The organism is Micromonospora sp. NPDC047187 (assembly GCF_040643355.1).
Taxonomy (GTDB): domain Bacteria; phylum Actinomycetota; class Actinomycetes; order Mycobacteriales; family Micromonosporaceae; genus Micromonospora; species Micromonospora salmantinae.
On record NZ_JBEYUF010000001.1, the window covers coordinates 665,673 to 682,254 of the forward strand.

The following is a 16,582-nucleotide window of genomic DNA, read 5'->3' on the forward strand; positions in this document are numbered from 1 at the left end:
AGCATCGACCCCGACGTACGTGCCGTCGACGAACCACGCGTCGCCAGGCGTCGGTGCCGACGGTCACCGCTGGAACTGGGCTAGTTTCTGCGGGTTGAGGATGATCAACACTCGTTCGATCCCGGCGGGTGAGGCGTCGATGGTGACCAGAGCGACAGTTGTCCCGGGCCGCGAGACGAGGATCGCGGCCTGGCCGTTGGATTCGACGATCTCCGGTGAGAGGTCGCGGCCGAACTTCCGGATCAGTCCCAGGAGGTAACGCGCGACGTTGTCACGTCCGACGACGGGTAGCTGGGCGGCCCGGACGGTGCCGCCGCCGTCGGCGTAGGAGATGGCTGTTTCGGCGAGCAGTTCCTCGAGCTGGGTCAGCTCACCGGAGCGGGCTGCGGCGAGAAAGGCATGCAGCAGGCGGTCGCGGTCGGCGTGGCCGACCGGTTCGCGCCGCTGCCGGGCCAGGTGCGTGCGGGCGCGGTGGCCGAGCTGTCGTGCGTATGCCTCAGTGACGTCGAGTACCTCGCCGATCCGCCGGAATGGGTAGTCGAACGCCTCCCGCAGCACGTACACCGCTCGCTCGGCCGGGGTGAGCCGTTCCAACAGGAGTAGCACGGCGAGTTCGAGCGACTCGTTGCGTTCGGCCCGGAGTGTCGGGTCGGCGGAGGTGTCGACGGGCTCGGGTAGCCACGGTCCGGGATACAACTCGCGGCGGGCGCGAGCCGACGTCGCGGCGTTCAGAGCGAGCCGAGAAGTCGTCGTGACCAGGAACCCGATCGGGTCCCGTACCTGGCTGCGTTCGGTCTGCTGCCACCGGAGCCAGGATTCCTGCACGATGTCCTCCGCCTCGGCGACGCTGCCGAGCATCCGGTAGGCGATGCCGAAGAGCCGCGGACGGACCGCGTCGAACACCGCTAACGCGTCGACCATTGCCCCGTCTTTTCCTCGCCCTACCATGGCCGCCGCCTCGTCGCTTCTATCCCTGAATGTGCAGGCGAATTTGAACTGCCGCCGACATCGCTGCTGTCTGTTGAGCACCAACCACACAGGTACCCCTGTCGGGCCGTACTACAGCACCCGAGCGGCGTTATGGCCAGCGGCTTGGGTCGGCGGCGATTCGAGCAGACCGATACAGATCTGCACGAGCGTGCCGACGAGCCAGGTAAAGGGACTGTTGATGCCATCCTGTTTGTCGTCCGGCATGGTGTACCAGATGGTGTACGTCGCTTGTACCGCGTGTTCAGCGACGTCAACTGAACCGAGCAGGTGGTACGCGAGGTTCTTGAGGAGGCGTCGTTCGGCGACGACGACGCAGAACGCGCTGGGTAGCGCGTTCAGCCGAGGTGGCCGGAGGGGTTCGGGAACCATCGGTTCTCCCAGTGGTTGACGCAGCAGGTTCAGTGGGCGGCCCGAGCCGAGGCGAGACCGCGCCGAGCCGCCGAACGGTCGCGTAGCGCCGTCAGCAAGATGATCACCAGGCCGATGAGCGCCACGGTCGCGTTTGCGGTGGTGAGGAGGATCGCCTCACCCACGGTCGCCCCCTGCATGTTCGTGAGGTGATAGAAGAAATGGGGTAGCGCGAAGACCGAATAGGCAGCCGCGGCAGGGATGACGAAGTGGGCGGTGGGTTTGACCGCCGCGATGCCCAGCAGCAGGGCGATCGCTAGTGATGCCGTACCGAAGTCCCGCGCGTAGTGCTCGCTGAACGGCGGCGTGAGATCCACGGTCGGGAAGTTCGCGTAGAAGCTGGCCGGCCAGATCGCGTTCCAGGCTCCGACCACGAAATTGTCGAGAAACAAGATCGCCAGTGCGATGCGGATGATGGCGGTCATGATCGTCGCTCCTTGCGCTGTGCCGGTGGTGGGTGAGTGTCACCAGGTACGGACCGAGCAGGTCTCCGATTCGTGACACACCGCCCCGGCCGTGACCTCTGCTGTCACGAATCGGAGGGCCGCTCGGTCCTGTTCGCAGACGCCGCGGTCGTTCGCGGCGGAGGGGAGAACGCCATGAAGAGAAGCGTTGCGGCGCGCGTGACCGACAGGTCGGACACCGGTCGGGCGCCTCGCATTCGTCGTAGCGTCAGATTGATCGTCACGGTCGCGCTTGCGACCGGGTTCCCGCTGGCGGTCACACCCGCGCCCGCGTTCGCGCACGGCGCGACGCATTCGATCACGCCGACCGCCGGTGCCGCGCTCGCGAAGGCCCCGCAACGGGTCGAGGTGGTGTTCGCCGCCGAGATCACGTCCGACAGCAGTGTCACAGTGACGGACCACACGGGGACGGATTGGGCAGTCGGCCGGTCGGCTGTCCACGCAGCGACGCTGCGCCATCAGGTGAGAGCGGATATGCCTGACGGCTGGTACGAGATCAGTTGGCGGGCGACCTTCACCGACGGACACCCGGTAGCCGGCACGGCGGAGTTCACTGTGGGAGCGGAAGCCGCGGCGGCCGCCGCAGCGAATCCGTTTCGGGCCCGCCTCACGCGCGGCGGAGTCGTCGCGTTGTACGCCGCCTCGGGTGGAGCAGTACTGGCCCTCCTACTCGCGATCATGACGCTCTCACGCGGTGTCTACGCCGCCAGCAAGCGCACCGATACAGGCGAGGGTTCCACCCTTTAGGGCTATTTGCGCAGTCTGTGTCCTGGACGAGAAGTCTCGGAGAGGTAGAACCAACAGTGACATCACAGCGACTTATCTCCCTTTCACCCCGGCCCCCGGTCCGGGCTACGCGCCACAGCGGCGTTACGGCGAACGCAGATCGGGAGGTAGCTCAGTGCGTATCGCGGTAGCTGGCGGGACCGGCGGCGTCGGACGTCTCGTCGTCCACGCCGTGCGGGCTGCCGGACACGAGCCGGTCATCCTCGCCCGCTCCACGGGCGTCGACCTGATCCGCGGTTCCGGGCTGGTCGAGGCGCTGACCGGCGTGCCGGTCGTGATCGACGTCAGCAACGTGTCGACGATCAACCGGAAGAAGTCGGAGCGCTTCTTCGGCACGGCGACAACGAACCTGCTCGCCGCAGGCCAGCGCGTCGGGGTGCGGCACCACGTCGCGCTGTCGGTCGTCGGCGCCGACCGGGTGAATTGGGGTTACTACGCGGGCAAACGACGCCAGGAGAGGCTGGTCCTGGACGGTGCGGTACCGGCGACGTTGCTCCGCTCGACGCAGTTCTACGAGTTGGCCGCGCAGATGCTCGCCACCATTCCCGGCCCGATCGCAGTGGTGCCCCAGATGCTCATGCAGCCGATCGCGTCCCATGAAGTCGCCAACTGTCTCGTCGACCTCGCACTGGCAGACCCGGCCGGACGGGCGCCCGACATCGCCGGCCCGCAACAGTTGCGCATGTCTGACATGGCCCGCCGCCTGCTGCGTACCCGCGGGAGTCACCGCCTTGTCCTGCCCGTCCGCCTTCCGGGAGCGACCGGGCGAGCCATGGCCGAAAACGGCCTGCTGCCCACCGGCCCCGGTCCGAGGGGCAAACAGACCTTCGACCAGTGGCTGGCCAGCCCGGCAGCGCAGCACGACGCCGGGCGGACCCGATGAACGAAGGCCGGTCACCCACCCCCGCCGCACCGCCGGCAACGTCAACAGACGGGCGCGACACCGCGCTGACCGCGTTGATCCGGATCGCTCTGGCCGTCCTCTTCCTCGACGAACTCGTTGTCGGGTTCTGGAACCAGGTCTTCCCCGAAAGCTTCTACAACAACTTCCCGACCGTCAGCCTCACCCCGCCGTTCAGCGAGCACTACGCGCGAGACTTCGGCGGAGCTACCCTCGGCCTCGCTGTCGTCCTCGGCATAGCGCTCGTCGCACCTCGGGCGGTCTTCACCATCCCCGCCGCGGCGGCATTCTCCACCTTCGCCATACCCCACTTCTTCTTCCACCTGACCCATCTGCACCACGCCACCCTTGGCGAGAAGGTGTTCCTCACAACCGCCAATGCCGTCGTCGCCCTGCTCGGCCTTCTCGTCATCGCCCTGACGCTCGTCCGAGACGCCAGGCGTCGCCGCACTCCGGCCACGTGATGCGGGCGGACCCGGCGCGACGCCGGGTCCGCCCGTTTCAGGTGTGTTGGATCTCGCCCTGCCGTTGGTCCATCTGCACACAGTCGAACGGGTGCTGTGCGATCTTGGCTGTGATCAGCGGGCGAGGGCGGCGAGTCGGAACTGTTGGTTGGTTTGTCCGTGGCAGTCGTAGAGCTGGATTTGGGCTCCGTTGGTGGTGCTCCAGGCGTCGAGGCAGCGTCCGGATTGGACGTTGCTGATGGTGCCGTTGGAGTTGATGTTCCACTGTTGGTTGGTCTGGCTGTGGCAGCTGTAGATCTGTACTGCCGCGCCGTTGGCGGTGCCTGCGGCGTCGAGGCACATGGTGCCGTACACCTGGAGTTGTTTGGTTGTGGTGTAGGTCCATGCCTGGTTGGCTTGTTTGTTGCAGCCGTAGAGCTGGACCCGGGTGCCGTTGTTCCGTGAGGCGTTGGGTACGTCGACGCACCTGCCGGATTGGGTGCCGACGATTTCGCTGGCGGAGCCGGGCGGAACGGTCGGCGGATCGGTGGGGGTCGGCGGGTCGGTGGGGGTCGGCGGGTCGGTCGGGGTCGAGGGCAGCAACGGGCAGGTGCTGCGGTAGGTGACCACGCCGCTGGAGTCGAGCAGTGGGCAGAGGAACTGGCTGTACCGGGTGTCGTTGTCGATGAACATCTTGACGAACGGCAGCATGGTCCGGACCATCACCGGGTTCGACCGTCCGACCATGAAGCCATGATCCGCGCCGGCGACCTCCAGGTAGACGCTCTCCGTCGTGGCCGGGAGGCTGTTGTACAGGCCGGTGGCGTAGGACGGGGTGACCACCGTGTCCGCCTGCCCAGAGAAGATCATGGTGGGCACCCGGTCGTTGGCCAGGTTCGACGACGGCGAGTACGGCGCGATGCCGACCACTGCCTTCAACGACGGGCGTCGGGTGGCTGCGCTCAGCGCGCCGCCGCCACCCATGGAGTGGCCTGCGACGGCCAACCGGTTGGGGTCGACCCGGTCGCGTACGGGGCTCTGCTGTGTGAGGTAGTCCAGTGCGGCGAGCAGTTGGGTGCCTCGGGCGGTGTCGAAGTCGTTGCGGCTGTTGGTCTCGATGCCGATCACGACGAAGCCGTGGGACGCCAGCCACGGTCCCATCCAGGCCAGCTCGGCGGAGAACAACGCGGTGTAGCCCGGCGAGATCGCGATGGCCCCGAAGGTGCCCTGGCTGGTGTCGGTCGGGTAGTAGATCCGGCCGCCGTTGAAGCCGTACCCGGTCGGGACGCTGACCGACGTGTTGGCGAAGGGACCGTTCACGGCGGTGACGCTGGTCCGGGTGGGATCCGGGCCCCGCTGGTACGGGTTGTCGGCGGCCGACGCCGACCCGGTCGCGACGGTAATGGTGAACAGCCCGACTGCGGCGGCGATCCCAGCCGCGGCGAGCTTGAACAGCCGTCCCCGAAATCGGGCGGGCATTCGGTCGGTATGGGTTTCCCCCGCGGGCGGGGGGTGGTGCCCGTGTCCTCGCACTGTCGCTACCTCCTGGTGGTGGTGGGTGCGGGGCGGGCGGGCTCGGTGTGGTGCCGAGCCTGCCCGCCCCGGCGTTGTCCGGTCGTCAGCGTTGCAGCGTCAGCAGACCCGGCCGGTACGGCAGAAGGCCGTAGTCGCCGCCGGAGCTGGGGGAACGCCCCTGGTAGAGCAGTTGCAGGTTGCAGGCGTCAACGGTCATGGTCTGATCGGCGTTGCTGCGGATCAGTTCGCCATGGCTGATGTCGTTGGTCCAGGTGACGCCGCTGTTGGCCTTGCCGGCGAACGGGTTGCTCTCGGACGTGGCCTGCGGTGTCCACGTACCACCCAGGCTGGTGGCCGTGAACGATCGGAAGTAGCGCCCGTTCGCGCCGATCGCCTCGACGAGCATGAGGTACCGGTTCTGGCCCTGGAGTTTGTAGACCTGAACCCCTTCGAACAGGTTGTTGGTGGTGTCGGTCATGATCGTCGTGTAGTTCGACCCGAAGCTGCCCGGGAAGTTCCCGATGGGCATGCTGGCCCGGTAGATCCTGCCGTTGTCCCCGGCGAAGAACAGGTACATGTTCTGGTCGTCACCGATGATCGCCTGGTCGATCGGGCCCGTGCTGGAGTTGGAGATGCTTCCGGTGAACAGCGTCTGCGCCGCGGACCAACTGTTCACGTTGGTCGGGTCGGTCGACGTCCGGTAGGAGAAGGCCGGCCCGCCCCACTGGTAGGCGAGCACCCAGATGTTGCGCGGTGCGAAGTAGAACAACGACGGCGCCACCGCCGCGAACGGCATCTGATTCTGCGACGCCGACCCCATCTGGTTCCAGTTCGAGAAGAGACCGAAGTTCATCGAGCCCCAGGTCGTGCCCGTGTCGTGCGTGGTCGCGTAGACCAACTGCTGGCCGTTGTAGGGCGCGTGGGTGAAGTCCTTCAGCGACACCCACCCCGACCTCGGCTGCGCCAGCGCGCCCGTGGACGACCAGCGGTACGACGAGGGAAGGTCACACGAACCGCCGGGTGGCGGCGTCGTCGGCGTCGGCGTCGGCGTTTGGGTGGGACCGCCGACGGAGGCGAGCCTGAACTGCTGGTTGGTTTGTCCGTGGCAGTCGTAGAGCTGGATCTGGGCTCCGTTGGTGGTGCTCCAGGCATCGAGGCATCGTCCGGACTGGACGTTGCTGATGGTGCCGTTGGAGTTGACGTTCCACTGTTGGTTGGTCTGGCTGTGGCAGCTGTAGATCTGTACTGCCGCGCCGTTGGCGGTGCCTGCGGCGTCGAGGCACATGTTCCCGTACACCTGTAGCTGTTTGCCCGAGGTGTAGGTCCATGCCTGGTTGGTCTGCTTGTTGCAGTCGTAGAGCTGCACCCGGGTGCCGTTGCTGGTCGAGGCGTTGGGTACGTCGACGCACCTGCCGGACTGTGTGCCGACGATCTCAGAGGCGGAGCCTGGTGGGACGGTGGGGGTGGGCCCCGGCGTGGTGGGCGTGGGAGTGGGAGTGGGGCCCGCGCTGTTCAGCGCCTCCAGGGTGGCCGTGTAGGCGGCCTTCTTGTTGCCGTTGCACTCGAAGAGCAGCGGGGTGCCGCTGGAGCGCCACGAGTCGCAGTCCCGCACCCCCCACACGGTGAGCCCGTTGCAGCGCGCCACGGCAAGGCAGTCGTTGACCACACTGCGGTAGGTGTTGGCCTGCGTCGTGCCGGAGCCTTCGATGTCCAGCTCGGTGATCTGCACGTCCACCCCGAGGGCGGCGAAGCTGGACAGCGTGGTGCGGTAGTTGCTGTTGTACGGCGAGTTGGCGTTGAAGTGCGACTGGAAGCCGACGCAGTCGATCGGCACCCCACGAGACTTGAAGTCGCGAACCATGTTGTACACGGCCTGCGTCTTGGCCCAGGTCCAGTTGTCGGTGTTGTAGTCGTTGTAGCAGAGCTTCGCGTTCGGGTCCGCCGCGTCGGCGGCGCGGAACGCCGCCTCGATCCAGTCGTTGCCGGTGCGCTGGAGGTTCGAGTTGCGGCGGGCGCCGCTGTTGCCGTCCTCGAACGCCTCGTTCACCACATCCCAAGAGTCGATCTTGCCCCGGTAGTAGCTGGCCACTCGGGTGACGTGGTTCAGCATCGCATTGCGCAGGGCGGTGCCCTCCATGCTCTGCATCCAGCCCGGCTGCTGCGAGTACCAGGCCAGGGTGTGGCCCCGGACCTTCCAACCCCGGGAGATGGCGTGGTTCACGATCCGGTCCGCGTTGCTGAAGGTGAAGTTGTTCTGCTGCGGCTCGGTCGCGTCGATCTTCATTTCGTTCTCGGGAGTGACGCTGTTGAACTCACGATTCAGGATCGTCGTGTAGGCGCTGTCGTTGAGTTTGTTGGCGGCGACGGCGGCACCGAAGTACCGGCCGGACTGGGCTGCGGCGGCACCGAGGGTCGTCTCGGCGGCCTGGGCCAGATTGGGCAGCAGCGACACGGCCAGAGCCAGAATTATCGCGGCCGTTCCGGAAAAAGTTAGTGCTCGTAGTCGGGTGCGCCCGATGGGACGGGTCCGGGAAACCATGCCGGTCCTCCAGTGGTGGGATGGATGGAGCTCGGTCGCTGTTCGAGTGGGAAGCCCCGCTCGGATGGCGGCGGCCACGATGCTGAGTCGGCCTGAGCGGGCCGGACTCACGTCAGGCGCCCGTGCGGAGACGAGCCGTCTCGGGCTGCCTGATCAGCGGATGCAGGGGTTGCGGTGAGTGCGTCCGGTCGCCCGCCGGGAAGCGGTTGCGGGCGCTGGGGTCTGCCGGTGGTGGACGTGGTACCTGTTAGGTGGGTGGGCTGGTGGTCACCTGAGGCGCCTCCGGAAGTGAAGTGATCATGTTAACGTTCACACTCATCGATGGCTCCCAGGCTGGCAGAAAATTCCAGAGTTTTCAACCGGTAGTTTCGGGTGTGTTACGGATCAGGGCGACAGGTGTTCGACTCCCTTCGGCCGGGCAAGATCAAATCCTCTGGTCTCCCGGAGCGGCCGGCGCTGTCGGTTGTGACCCCGATCACGGTGAACCATCCACAAGTTGATGGCAGACCGCACCTCGGCCTTTCATCCAGTGAAAGCTCAGTCCCCGCCGCGCACACCTCACGCGATGATTTGGCCCCACCCGTGTTCGTCCAGGAGGGGGGTCGGTCGCATGGCCTTCGCGCGTAACCAGTGGTACGTGGCGGCCTACGCCAGCGAGGTCGGGCGGGCACTGCTCGCCCGTACGGTGCTCGGTGAGCCGCTGGTGCTGTACCGCACCGGTGCCGGGAAGCCGGTGGCGCTCGCTGACCGGTGCGTGCACCGGCGCTTCCCGCTCTCGGAGAGCCGGCTCGACGGTGACACCATCGTCTGCGGCTACCACGGCTTCACCTACGATCCGACCGGCGCCTGCGTCTTCGTGCCGGGTCAGCAGCGCATCCCGCGCACCGCGCGGGTTCCCTCGTTCCCGGTGGTGGAACAGGACTCCTTCATCTGGGTCTGGATCGGCGACCTGGACCGCGCCGACCCCGCCGCGATTCCCCGCGCACCGTGGCTCGCCGACCCCCGCTACGCGGTGGTACGCGGCATGGCGCCGTTGAACGCGCGGTACGGCCTGCTGGTGGACAACCTCCTCGACCTGTCCCACGAGACCTATCTGCACGGCGGTTACATCGGCACGCCGGAGGTAGCGAACACCCCGATCACCACCGAGGTGGACGAGGACCGGGGGATCGTCTATGTCAGTCGGCACATGGACGACGCCGAGTGCCCTCCGTTCTACGCCCGCTCGACCGGGATCCAGGGCCGGATCACCCGGTGGCAGGACATCGAATACCACCCGCCCTGCCTCTACCTGCTGCACAGCCGGATCGCGCCGCAGGGCGTGCATCCGCCCGCCGAGGGCGAGGACAGCGAAGCGTTCCACGCCGAGATCGTGTACGCCATCACCCCGTCGACCGAGAACACCACCTATGACTTCTGGGCCGTGGCGCGCGACTTCGCGATCGACGACGAGTCGGTCAGCGAGTACCTCCACCACAGCAACCACACAGTGGTCATGCAGGATGTGACCGCGCTCAACATCCTGGAGCAGGTGATCGCGACCGAGCCGGACAGGTATCAGGAGCTGAGCATCAACATCGACACCGGTGGCCTGGCCGCCCGGCGGCTGCTGGCCCGGATGGTCGGGTCGGGGACGGTGGGAGCGGCGCGGTGAGCTCCCTGGCAGGCACCCTCACGGGGGACCGGGTCTACCGGATCCACTGGGTGCCGGGCACCGACACCCTGCGTGGGATCTGCCACTGTGGGGCCGAGCGGATCGCCGAGGACCCGGTCGAGTTGTGGGAGTGGCTGCTCGCCCACCCGCAGGGCCACCAGGGTGTGGCGGTGCGGGCGGCCGGACCGCCGAGAACGATGGCGATGCGCGAGTGACAGTGGACGTTCTGACCGGTGTGGAGCTGGTGGTTGCCGGCCGGGATCGGGTGGCGGCCGAGGTCGTGGCGATTCGCCTGTGTCGCGCCGACGGCGGTGACCTGCCCGAGTGGGCGCCGGGCGCGCACATCGACCTGGAGTTGAGCACCGGCTGGGCCCGTCAGTACTCCCTCTGCGGCGACCCGGCGGACCGGTCCGCCCTGCGGATCGCGGTGCAGCGCGAACCGAACGGACGCGGCGGCTCCCGGCTGGTGCACGAGCGGCTCACCGTCGGGGCGACCGTCCGGGTGAGCGGACCGCGTAACACCTTCCCGCTGGTCGCGGCACGGCGCTACCTCTTCGTCGCCGGTGGCATCGGTATCACCCCCATCGCACCGATGGTCGCCGCCGCCGACGCCGCGGGCGCCGACTGGCGGCTGGTGTACGGGGGACGCAGCCGCACCACGATGGCCTTCGCCACCACCCTGTGGGAAAAGTACGGCGACCGGGTGAGCCTGCACCCGCAGGACGAGACCGGGTTGCTCGACCTGGCCGGATTGCTGGGCCGGCCCGGCGCCGGGCTCGTCTACTGCTGTGGCCCGGAAGCACTGATCACAGCAGTCGAGGAGCACTGCCGCGGCTGGCCAACCGGCTGCCTGCACGTCGAGCGCTTCACCGCCCCGGCCGGCACCGGGGAGCCGGAGACGACGATCGTGGTCGAACTCGCGCTCTCCGGGCGGACGGTGACGGTGCCCCCGGGTACGCCGATCCTGCAGGCGGTGGAGGAGGCTGGCGTGCAGGTCCTCTCGTCCTGCCGAGAGGGCACCTGCGGCACCTGCGAGACCCCGGTGCTCGCCGGCATGCCGGAGCATCGCGACAGCCTGCTCACCGAGGAGGAGCGGGCCGCCGGGGACACCATGATGATCTGTGTGTCCCGGGCCCGCACGCCGCGGCTCGTCCTTGAGCTGTGAGCGGCCGGCGCACGCGGGGATGATGGCGAGGTGCGCGCACAACCGGGACGGTCGGTGACCAGTAAGGTGCTGGCGCTGCTGGACGCGTTCAGCCAGGCCAGTCCGGTGTTGACCCTGAGCGAGTTGGCGCGTCGCACCGGACTGCCCCTGCCCACCGTGTACCGGCGGGCCGCGGAACTGGTCGCGTGGGGGGCACTGGAGCGCGGCGACGACGGGCGGTACCGGATCGGTCTGCGGCTGTGGGAGGTGGGCTCGCTCGCCCCGAGGGGCCTTGGGCTGCGGGAGCTGGCACTGCCGGTCATGGAGGACCTGTACGAGGTGACCCACGAGAACGTCCAGCTCGCCGTCCGGCAGGACCTTGAACTCGTCTTCATCGAACGGATCGCCGGGCGACACGCGGTGCCCGTGCTCACCCGGGTGGGGGGTCGCTTCGCGCTGCACGCCACCGGCGTCGGGCTGGTCCTGCTCGCCCACGCGCCCGCCGAGGTCCAGGAGCAGGTGCTGGCCGCGCCGTTGGAGCGGTACACCGAACTGACCATCACCGACCCGAAGCGGCTGCGTCGCTGCCTCGCCGAGGTGCGCCGGATCGGATACGCGGTCAGCGACCGTCAGGTCACCATGGACGCCCTCTCGGTGGCCGCGCCGATCCGCGTACCGGAGGGTGTGGTGGCAGCGATCTCGCTGGTGGTCGCCCACGACCGCGCGGACCCGGTGGCGTTGGCACCGTTGGTCCAGGCCGCGGGTCGGGTGGTCTCCCGGGCGCTGAACAGCTCCCACCAGCAACCACCGAGGTAGGGAAACCTCAGCGGTCGCGCCCTGCCGGCCAGACCCACAGCCCCGTCTGATGTAGACAGACTGCAAATCGTTGACGCCCGATCAAATTCTGCATTACGTTGCCCGTGCGACAGCTGACCCCCACCCTCGTGCGCAGATCGGCATCGACGAAAGAGAGCGCTCATGTCACTGGACGGCAAAGTCGCCATCGTCACCGGGGCTGGGCGGGGTCTGGGCCTCGCCTACGCGCAGGAGCTGGCGCGGCGGGGCGCCTCGGTTGTGGTAAACGACGTCGACGCCTCGGTCACGGCCGACGCCGTGGCGGCGATTGAGGCATTCGGCGGCCGGGCCGTCGCGGTGGTCGCACCGGTCGGCCCGACCGAGACCGCGAAGGAACTCGTCAGCACGGCGGTGGAGCACTTCGGGCGCCTGGACATCCTCGTCACCAACGCAGGCGTCCTGCGCGACACGGTGCTGTGGAAGATGAGCGACGACGACTTCGACACCGTCATAAACGTGCACCTGCGCGGCACGTTCACCACAGTGCGCGAGGCGGTGCAGCACATGCGGCAGGCCGGCGAGGGCGGGCGGATCATCTGCGTCGGGTCACCCACCGGACAGCGGGGAAACTTCGGCCAGACCAACTACGCAGCCGCCAAGGCGGGCATCGTCGGCATGGTCCGTACCTGGGCGCTCGAACTCAAGCGGGCCGGCATCACCGCCAACACCGTCGTCCCGGTCGCCGCGACCGCGATGACCGCCACCGTCCCCTACTTCGCCGCGGCGGTACGGGCCGAGGCGAACGGCGAGCCGATGCCCGCGTTCTTCCGACACGATCTGGGGTTCGGCACTGCGGACGACGTGGCCGGACTTGTCGCGTTCCTCGGCTCCGACGCGGCGGCCTCGGTGACCGGCCAGGTGATCGGTGTCGGCGGTGACCGCCTGCAGATCTGGACCCACCCCGAGGCGGCGCTGACCGCGCACCGCGAGGGCGGCTGGACGTACGACGCGCTCGTGGACGCCTGGCCGACGACGTTCGCCGGCGCCGCGCAGAGCGTCGGCGAACGCTTCCCGAAACTCCCCGAGGAGTTCGAGCCCACGACGTCCTGACCAGCCCGAGCAGACCCGCCTGCGCAGAACCGCCCGACGAAGGTTGGCCCCATGTACCAGCCCGCCATCGACCTTGACGACGTCACGGCGATCGACATGCACGTGCACATCGAGGTCGACGACCACGGTCACACCTCACTGCCCGAACCGCTCGTGGCAGCGGCGTCGGCGTACTTCAAGACGGACGGCCCACGGCCTGCGGTCGAGGCTGTGGCCCAGTACTACCGCGAACGGCACATGGCAGCCGTCGTCTTCACAGTGGACGCGCGTACGCAACTGAAGCACCGGCCACTGTCCAGCACCGACATCGCTCGCGCGGCGGCCGAGCACGCCGACGTGCTCGTTCCGTTCGGATCGGTCGACCCGCGCACCGGGGCAGCGGCCCTCGAACTCGCCGACCGGCTGATCCGGGAGGAGGGCGTACGCGGCTTCAAGTTCCACCCCACCGTGCAGGGCTTCGACCCCAGCCACGACGAGTACGCGCCGCTGTGGGGCCTGCTGGAGCGGGCGGGCGTCCCGGCGCTCTTCCACACCGGGCAGACCGGCATCGGCGCGGGTACGCCGGGCGGCTACGGTCTGCGGCTCGGCCTGTCGAACCCGATCCTGCTCGACCCGATCGCGGCCGACTTCCCCAACCTGCAGATCATCATGGCCCACCCGTCGGTGCCCTGGCAGGACGAGGCGTTGTCGGTGGCCACGCACAAGCACAACACCTGGATCGACCTGTCCGGCTGGAGCCCGAAGTACTTCCCGGCCGAGTTGGTGCGCTACGCCAACTCGGTGCTGAAGCGGCGGGTGCTGTTCGGCACCGACTACCCGATGCTGACCCCCGACCGGTGGCTGCGCGACGTGCAGGCGACCGACCTCAAGCCGGATGTGCTCCCGGGCATCCTGAAGGACAACGCGGTCCGACTGCTGGGCCTCGCCCGCTGACGACGAGAGGAAACGCATGACGACGACCATCACCTACGACCGGCTCGGCGACCTTGCCGGCACCGATCTCGGCCACACCGGGTACCGCACGGTCACCCAGGACCAGGTGGACCTGTTCGCGGATGCCACGGACGACCACCAGTGGATCCACGTCGACCCCGAACGGGCGAGGACCGGCCCGTTCGGCGCACCCATCGCGCACGGCTTCCTCACCCTCTCTCTGGCGGTTCCCTTCTGGACCGAACTGCTCGAGGTCAAGGGCGTGACCACGAAGGTGAACTACGGCCTCGACAAGGTCCGCTTCCCCGCACCGGTCGTGGTCGGGGCGCGGGTGCGCATGCAAGCCACAGTCGTCGAGGTCGTCGAGGTCCGCGGCGGCTACCAGCTCGCTGTCGACCAGACGATCGAGATCGAGGACGGGACCAAGCCGGCGGTCGTCGCGCGAGGGCTGTACCGCTTCTACGCCTGAGCCCGGGGGCATCCGTCGAGCCGGATGAGCACACCACCTCCACCCACAGGAGAAGATGATGCACCAGCAGGGAATCGGCGCCTGGGTGGCCAAGCGCCGGCTCAAGTCCCCGGACCAGGTCGCGATCATCCACGGCGAGCGGTCGCCCATGACGTACGGACAGTTTGCCGAAGCCACCGACCGGGTCTCAGCCGTGCTGCGGGATCGGGGCGTCGGCAAGGGCGACTCCGTCGCCTACCTGGGTGAGAACAGCCCAGAATTTCTCCAGGTGATGTTCGGGGCGGCGCAGGTCGGCGCCGTCTTCGTGCCGATCAACACCCGGCTCGCCGCGCCCGAGATCGCCCACGTCCTCGGCGACTGCGGCGCTCGGGTGCTGATCCACGACCTGGACTTCGCCGCGCCGGTGGCCTCCGCCGCGCCGGCCGCCCGGACCCCGTCCGTCATCGTCAACGGTGCGGGCACCGCGGACCGGCCCGGGCTGGCCGCCCTGGCACGGGCCGCCCGCACCCCGTTCACCGACCATGCCGACACCGCCCACGAGGACCCGGCGGCGATCGTCTACACCTCGGGCACGACCGGCCGGGCCAAGGGCGCCGTGCTGACGCACGGCAACCTCACCTGGGTGGCGCTCAACTGTGTGGTCGACTACGACGTCGTCTCCACGGACGTCGCGCTCATGATCTCGCCGCTGTTCCACGTCGCCTCGCTCGGGATGGGTGCCCTGCCCGTCATCCTCAAGGGCGCCACGATGGTCATCGAGAAGGGCTTCGAGCCGGGCCACGCGCTCGCGCAGATCGAGCGGCACGGGGTCACCATGCTCAGCGGCGTGCCGACCACCTACCAGCTGATGGCCGATCACCCCGCCTGGGCGTCGACCGACCTGTCGACGCTGACGAAGCTCACCTGCGGAGGTTCGGCGGTGCCGGCCCGCATCCTCAACGCGTACGAGGCGCGGGGGCTGTCGTTCTCGCAGGGTTACGGCATGACCGAGGCCGCGCCGGGCGCGACCGCGCTGCCCTCGACGATGACCCGCGTCAAGCAGGGCAGTGTCGGTCTGCCGCATTTCTTCACCGACGTGCGGATCACCGATGCGGCCGGTGTGGTGGTGCCCGCCGGCGCCGTCGGTGAGATCGAGGTGGCCGGGCCCAACGTCTTTCCCGGCTACCACGGGCTCCCGGAGGCGACCGTCGAGGCGTTCACACCCGACGGGTGGTTCCGCTCCGGCGACCTCGGTCACCTGGACGCCGACGGCTACCTCTACATCTCCGGTCGCCTCAAGGACATGATCATTTCAGGGGGCGAGAACATCTACCCGCTCGAACTCGAGCGGCTGCTCACCGAGGTCGACGGGGTGACCTCGGCGGCGGTCATCGGCGTACCGGACGAGCGGTGGGGGGAGGTGCCGTGGGCGATCGTGACCGTCCGGGAGGGGGTGTTCGTGGACACCGCCTCCGTCCGGGCGTGCCTCGACGGCAGGATCGCGCGCTACAAGCTCCCGAGGAACGTCATCGTCGTGGACGAGCTGCCGCGGACCGCGTCGGGGAAGGTGCGGAAGGCGGATCTGAGGACCCGATTCGGCGCCTAGTCGCGGGCCGGGCCGCGACGAGTGCATCGAACTCCGCCGCGGACGCCTCGGCCAGCTTCTCGTGCACCCGACGGTAGGTCTGAGCCGATTTCGTGGCGGGCCATTCCGCGTCCATGAACTCGGCCGGCAGCCGTGGGTCGGCGCGCAGCAGGGCGAGCCAGTCCGCCACGAGCATCGTGCGTACGGTGAGGGCAGTCGGTGCCATCCCCAGCGCGGAGGGGTCGTCCCAGGTGTCGATGAAGGCGAGGTGCGCGCGCCGGATTGCCTCGATGTCCCACGCCGCGCGTACGCTCTCGCCGATCGGGAACCCGGCGAGTTCGCGGGCGTGGAAGGCGACCACGGTGTTGGGCGCGAGGTCCTGCCGCAGCGGCTCCAGCGAGCCGGCGAGGTCGACCTCGCCGGGCGCGAGCCAGAGGCCGTCCCGGATCGGCGCGAAGCCCTCCCAGGTGAGGGTTGAGCGCAGTCGGTGCCGCAGCATCCGCTGGCCCTCGGGGATCGAGAAGGTGACCAGGGTCCAGCCGCTGCCCTGCGGGTCGAACGGCCGCGGCCCGCGGACGCGGTACGTCGCCTCGCGCAGCACCGCGACGCCGTGTTCGGTCAGCGAGAACAGCGTCTCCCGGCCACTCCTGCTTCGGGCGAGGATGCCGCTGTGCACGAGACGGTCGAGGGTCGCGCGGGTGGCCGGCGCGGCGACGTCCGCACCCTCCAGCACGTTTATCAGGACGCTCGCCCGGATCGGCCCAGTGGCGCCGTCGACGACATGCTCGCCAAAGAAGGCCAGCAACAACTGCTTCGGCTGACGACTACCCACAGCCCTTCCCTTCGGGGAACTCGTTGGCTTGGCCG

17 protein-coding genes are annotated in these 16,582 nt (G+C 68.5%); 11 read left to right on the forward strand and 6 right to left on the reverse strand.

Features of this window, described 5'->3' with window-relative positions:
• Positions 1-63: 63 nt before the first annotated feature.
• The 3 genes from sigJ to ABZ794_RS02765 all read right to left on the reverse strand — a co-directional run bounded on the left by sigJ (position 64) and on the right by ABZ794_RS02765 (position 1,823).
• Positions 64-921: an RNA polymerase sigma factor SigJ gene (sigJ, locus tag ABZ794_RS02755; RefSeq protein WP_247668655.1), complete on the reverse strand. Its 858-nt coding sequence runs from the start codon at positions 919-921 to the stop codon at positions 64-66.
• Between the two features lie 138 nt (positions 922-1,059).
• Entirely contained in the window at positions 1,060-1,359 is a 300-nt protein-coding gene (locus ABZ794_RS02760; RefSeq protein WP_210780458.1) for a sigma factor, read from the reverse strand.
• Positions 1,360-1,388: 29 nt separating this feature from the next.
• Positions 1,389-1,823: a hypothetical protein gene (locus ABZ794_RS02765; protein WP_210780457.1), complete on the reverse strand. Its 435-nt coding sequence runs from the start codon at positions 1,821-1,823 to the stop codon at positions 1,389-1,391.
• A 174-nt stretch (positions 1,824-1,997) separates the two neighbouring features.
• On the opposite strand from ABZ794_RS02765, the gene ABZ794_RS02770 reads away from it, so the two are divergent.
• From ABZ794_RS02770 to ABZ794_RS02780, 3 genes are all read left to right on the forward strand, one after another.
• On the forward strand, positions 1,998-2,609 hold the full coding sequence (locus ABZ794_RS02770) for a copper resistance protein CopC (RefSeq protein ID WP_210780456.1): 612 nt from the start codon (positions 1,998-2,000) through the stop codon (positions 2,607-2,609).
• A 154-nt stretch (positions 2,610-2,763) separates the two neighbouring features.
• A complete protein-coding gene (locus tag ABZ794_RS02775) occupies positions 2,764-3,531 on the forward strand; it encodes an SDR family oxidoreductase (protein WP_210780455.1) in 768 nt (255 codons plus the stop codon).
• On the forward strand, positions 3,528-4,013 hold the full coding sequence (locus tag ABZ794_RS02780; RefSeq protein ID WP_210780454.1) for a hypothetical protein: 486 nt from the start codon (positions 3,528-3,530) through the stop codon (positions 4,011-4,013). The genes ABZ794_RS02775 and ABZ794_RS02780 overlap by 4 nt, the downstream gene beginning before the upstream one ends.
• A gap of 114 nt (positions 4,014-4,127) precedes the next feature.
• Here ABZ794_RS02780 and ABZ794_RS02785 read toward each other — a convergent pair whose 3' ends face one another.
• On the reverse strand, positions 4,128-5,471 hold the full coding sequence (locus tag ABZ794_RS02785) for a ricin-type beta-trefoil lectin domain protein (RefSeq protein ID WP_357513879.1): 1,344 nt from the start codon (positions 5,469-5,471) through the stop codon (positions 4,128-4,130).
• 139 nt (positions 5,472-5,610) lie between these two features.
• Entirely contained in the window at positions 5,611-7,959 is a 2,349-nt protein-coding gene (locus ABZ794_RS02790; protein WP_307850415.1) for a non-reducing end alpha-L-arabinofuranosidase family hydrolase, read from the reverse strand.
• Between the two features lie 697 nt (positions 7,960-8,656).
• Here ABZ794_RS02790 and ABZ794_RS02795 point away from each other — a divergent pair.
• The 8 genes from ABZ794_RS02795 (at position 8,657) to ABZ794_RS02830 (ending at position 15,736) form a co-directional block, all read left to right on the forward strand.
• Positions 8,657-9,700, forward strand: coding sequence for an aromatic ring-hydroxylating dioxygenase subunit alpha (locus tag ABZ794_RS02795; RefSeq protein WP_210780452.1), 1,044 nt, complete (start codon positions 8,657-8,659; stop codon positions 9,698-9,700).
• Positions 9,697-9,915: a hypothetical protein gene (locus ABZ794_RS02800; protein WP_210780451.1), complete on the forward strand. Its 219-nt coding sequence runs from the start codon at positions 9,697-9,699 to the stop codon at positions 9,913-9,915. The genes ABZ794_RS02795 and ABZ794_RS02800 overlap by 4 nt, the downstream gene beginning before the upstream one ends.
• The gene (locus ABZ794_RS02805; protein ID WP_307850413.1) at positions 9,912-10,865 is read left to right on the forward strand and encodes a PDR/VanB family oxidoreductase; all 954 of its coding nucleotides are present in this window, start codon (positions 9,912-9,914) and stop codon (positions 10,863-10,865) included. The genes ABZ794_RS02800 and ABZ794_RS02805 overlap by 4 nt, the downstream gene beginning before the upstream one ends.
• Positions 10,866-10,919: 54 nt before the next feature.
• The gene (locus ABZ794_RS02810) at positions 10,920-11,660 is read left to right on the forward strand and encodes an IclR family transcriptional regulator (protein WP_238690167.1); all 741 of its coding nucleotides are present in this window, start codon (positions 10,920-10,922) and stop codon (positions 11,658-11,660) included.
• A 162-nt stretch (positions 11,661-11,822) separates the two neighbouring features.
• A complete protein-coding gene (locus ABZ794_RS02815; protein WP_210780449.1) occupies positions 11,823-12,749 on the forward strand; it encodes an SDR family NAD(P)-dependent oxidoreductase in 927 nt (308 codons plus the stop codon).
• A gap of 51 nt (positions 12,750-12,800) precedes the next feature.
• Positions 12,801-13,682 (forward strand): amidohydrolase family protein, encoded by an 882-nt coding sequence (locus ABZ794_RS02820; RefSeq protein ID WP_210780448.1) that lies wholly within the window; start codon positions 12,801-12,803, stop codon positions 13,680-13,682.
• Positions 13,683-13,698: 16 nt separating this feature from the next.
• A complete protein-coding gene (locus ABZ794_RS02825) occupies positions 13,699-14,151 on the forward strand; it encodes a MaoC family dehydratase (protein ID WP_210780447.1) in 453 nt (150 codons plus the stop codon).
• Between the two features lie 58 nt (positions 14,152-14,209).
• Positions 14,210-15,736 carry a long-chain fatty acid--CoA ligase gene (locus ABZ794_RS02830; RefSeq protein ID WP_238690166.1) on the forward strand — a complete coding sequence of 509 codons (1,527 nt, stop codon included), beginning with the start codon at positions 14,210-14,212 and terminating at the stop codon, positions 15,734-15,736.
• On the opposite strand, the gene ABZ794_RS02835 is transcribed toward ABZ794_RS02830, so the two are convergent.
• Positions 15,657-16,547, reverse strand: coding sequence for a PaaX family transcriptional regulator C-terminal domain-containing protein (locus ABZ794_RS02835; RefSeq protein ID WP_210780445.1), 891 nt, complete (start codon positions 16,545-16,547; stop codon positions 15,657-15,659). The two genes, ABZ794_RS02830 and ABZ794_RS02835, sit on opposite strands and share 80 nt — an antisense overlap.
• Positions 16,548-16,582: the final 35 nt, after the last annotated feature.

Coding starts and splice junctions, on each gene's coding strand:
- sigJ (WP_247668655.1), bottom strand. CDS start 921: ATGGTCGACGCGTTAGCGGTGTTCGACGCGGTCCGTCCGCGGCTCTTC.
- ABZ794_RS02760 (WP_210780458.1), bottom strand. CDS start 1,359: ATGGTTCCCGAACCCCTCCGGCCACCTCGGCTGAACGCGCTACCCAGC.
- ABZ794_RS02765 (WP_210780457.1), bottom strand. CDS start 1,823: ATGACCGCCATCATCCGCATCGCACTGGCGATCTTGTTTCTCGACAAT.
- ABZ794_RS02770 (WP_210780456.1), top strand. CDS start 1,998: ATGAAGAGAAGCGTTGCGGCGCGCGTGACCGACAGGTCGGACACCGGT.
- ABZ794_RS02780 (WP_210780454.1), top strand. CDS start 3,528: ATGAACGAAGGCCGGTCACCCACCCCCGCCGCACCGCCGGCAACGTCA.
- ABZ794_RS02785 (WP_357513879.1), bottom strand. CDS start 5,471: ATGCCCGCCCGATTTCGGGGACGGCTGTTCAAGCTCGCCGCGGCTGGG.
- ABZ794_RS02795 (WP_210780452.1), top strand. CDS start 8,657: ATGGCCTTCGCGCGTAACCAGTGGTACGTGGCGGCCTACGCCAGCGAG.
- ABZ794_RS02815 (WP_210780449.1), top strand. CDS start 11,823: ATGTCACTGGACGGCAAAGTCGCCATCGTCACCGGGGCTGGGCGGGGT.
- ABZ794_RS02820 (WP_210780448.1), top strand. CDS start 12,801: ATGTACCAGCCCGCCATCGACCTTGACGACGTCACGGCGATCGACATG.
- ABZ794_RS02825 (WP_210780447.1), top strand. CDS start 13,699: ATGACGACGACCATCACCTACGACCGGCTCGGCGACCTTGCCGGCACC.
- ABZ794_RS02830 (WP_238690166.1), top strand. CDS start 14,210: ATGCACCAGCAGGGAATCGGCGCCTGGGTGGCCAAGCGCCGGCTCAAG.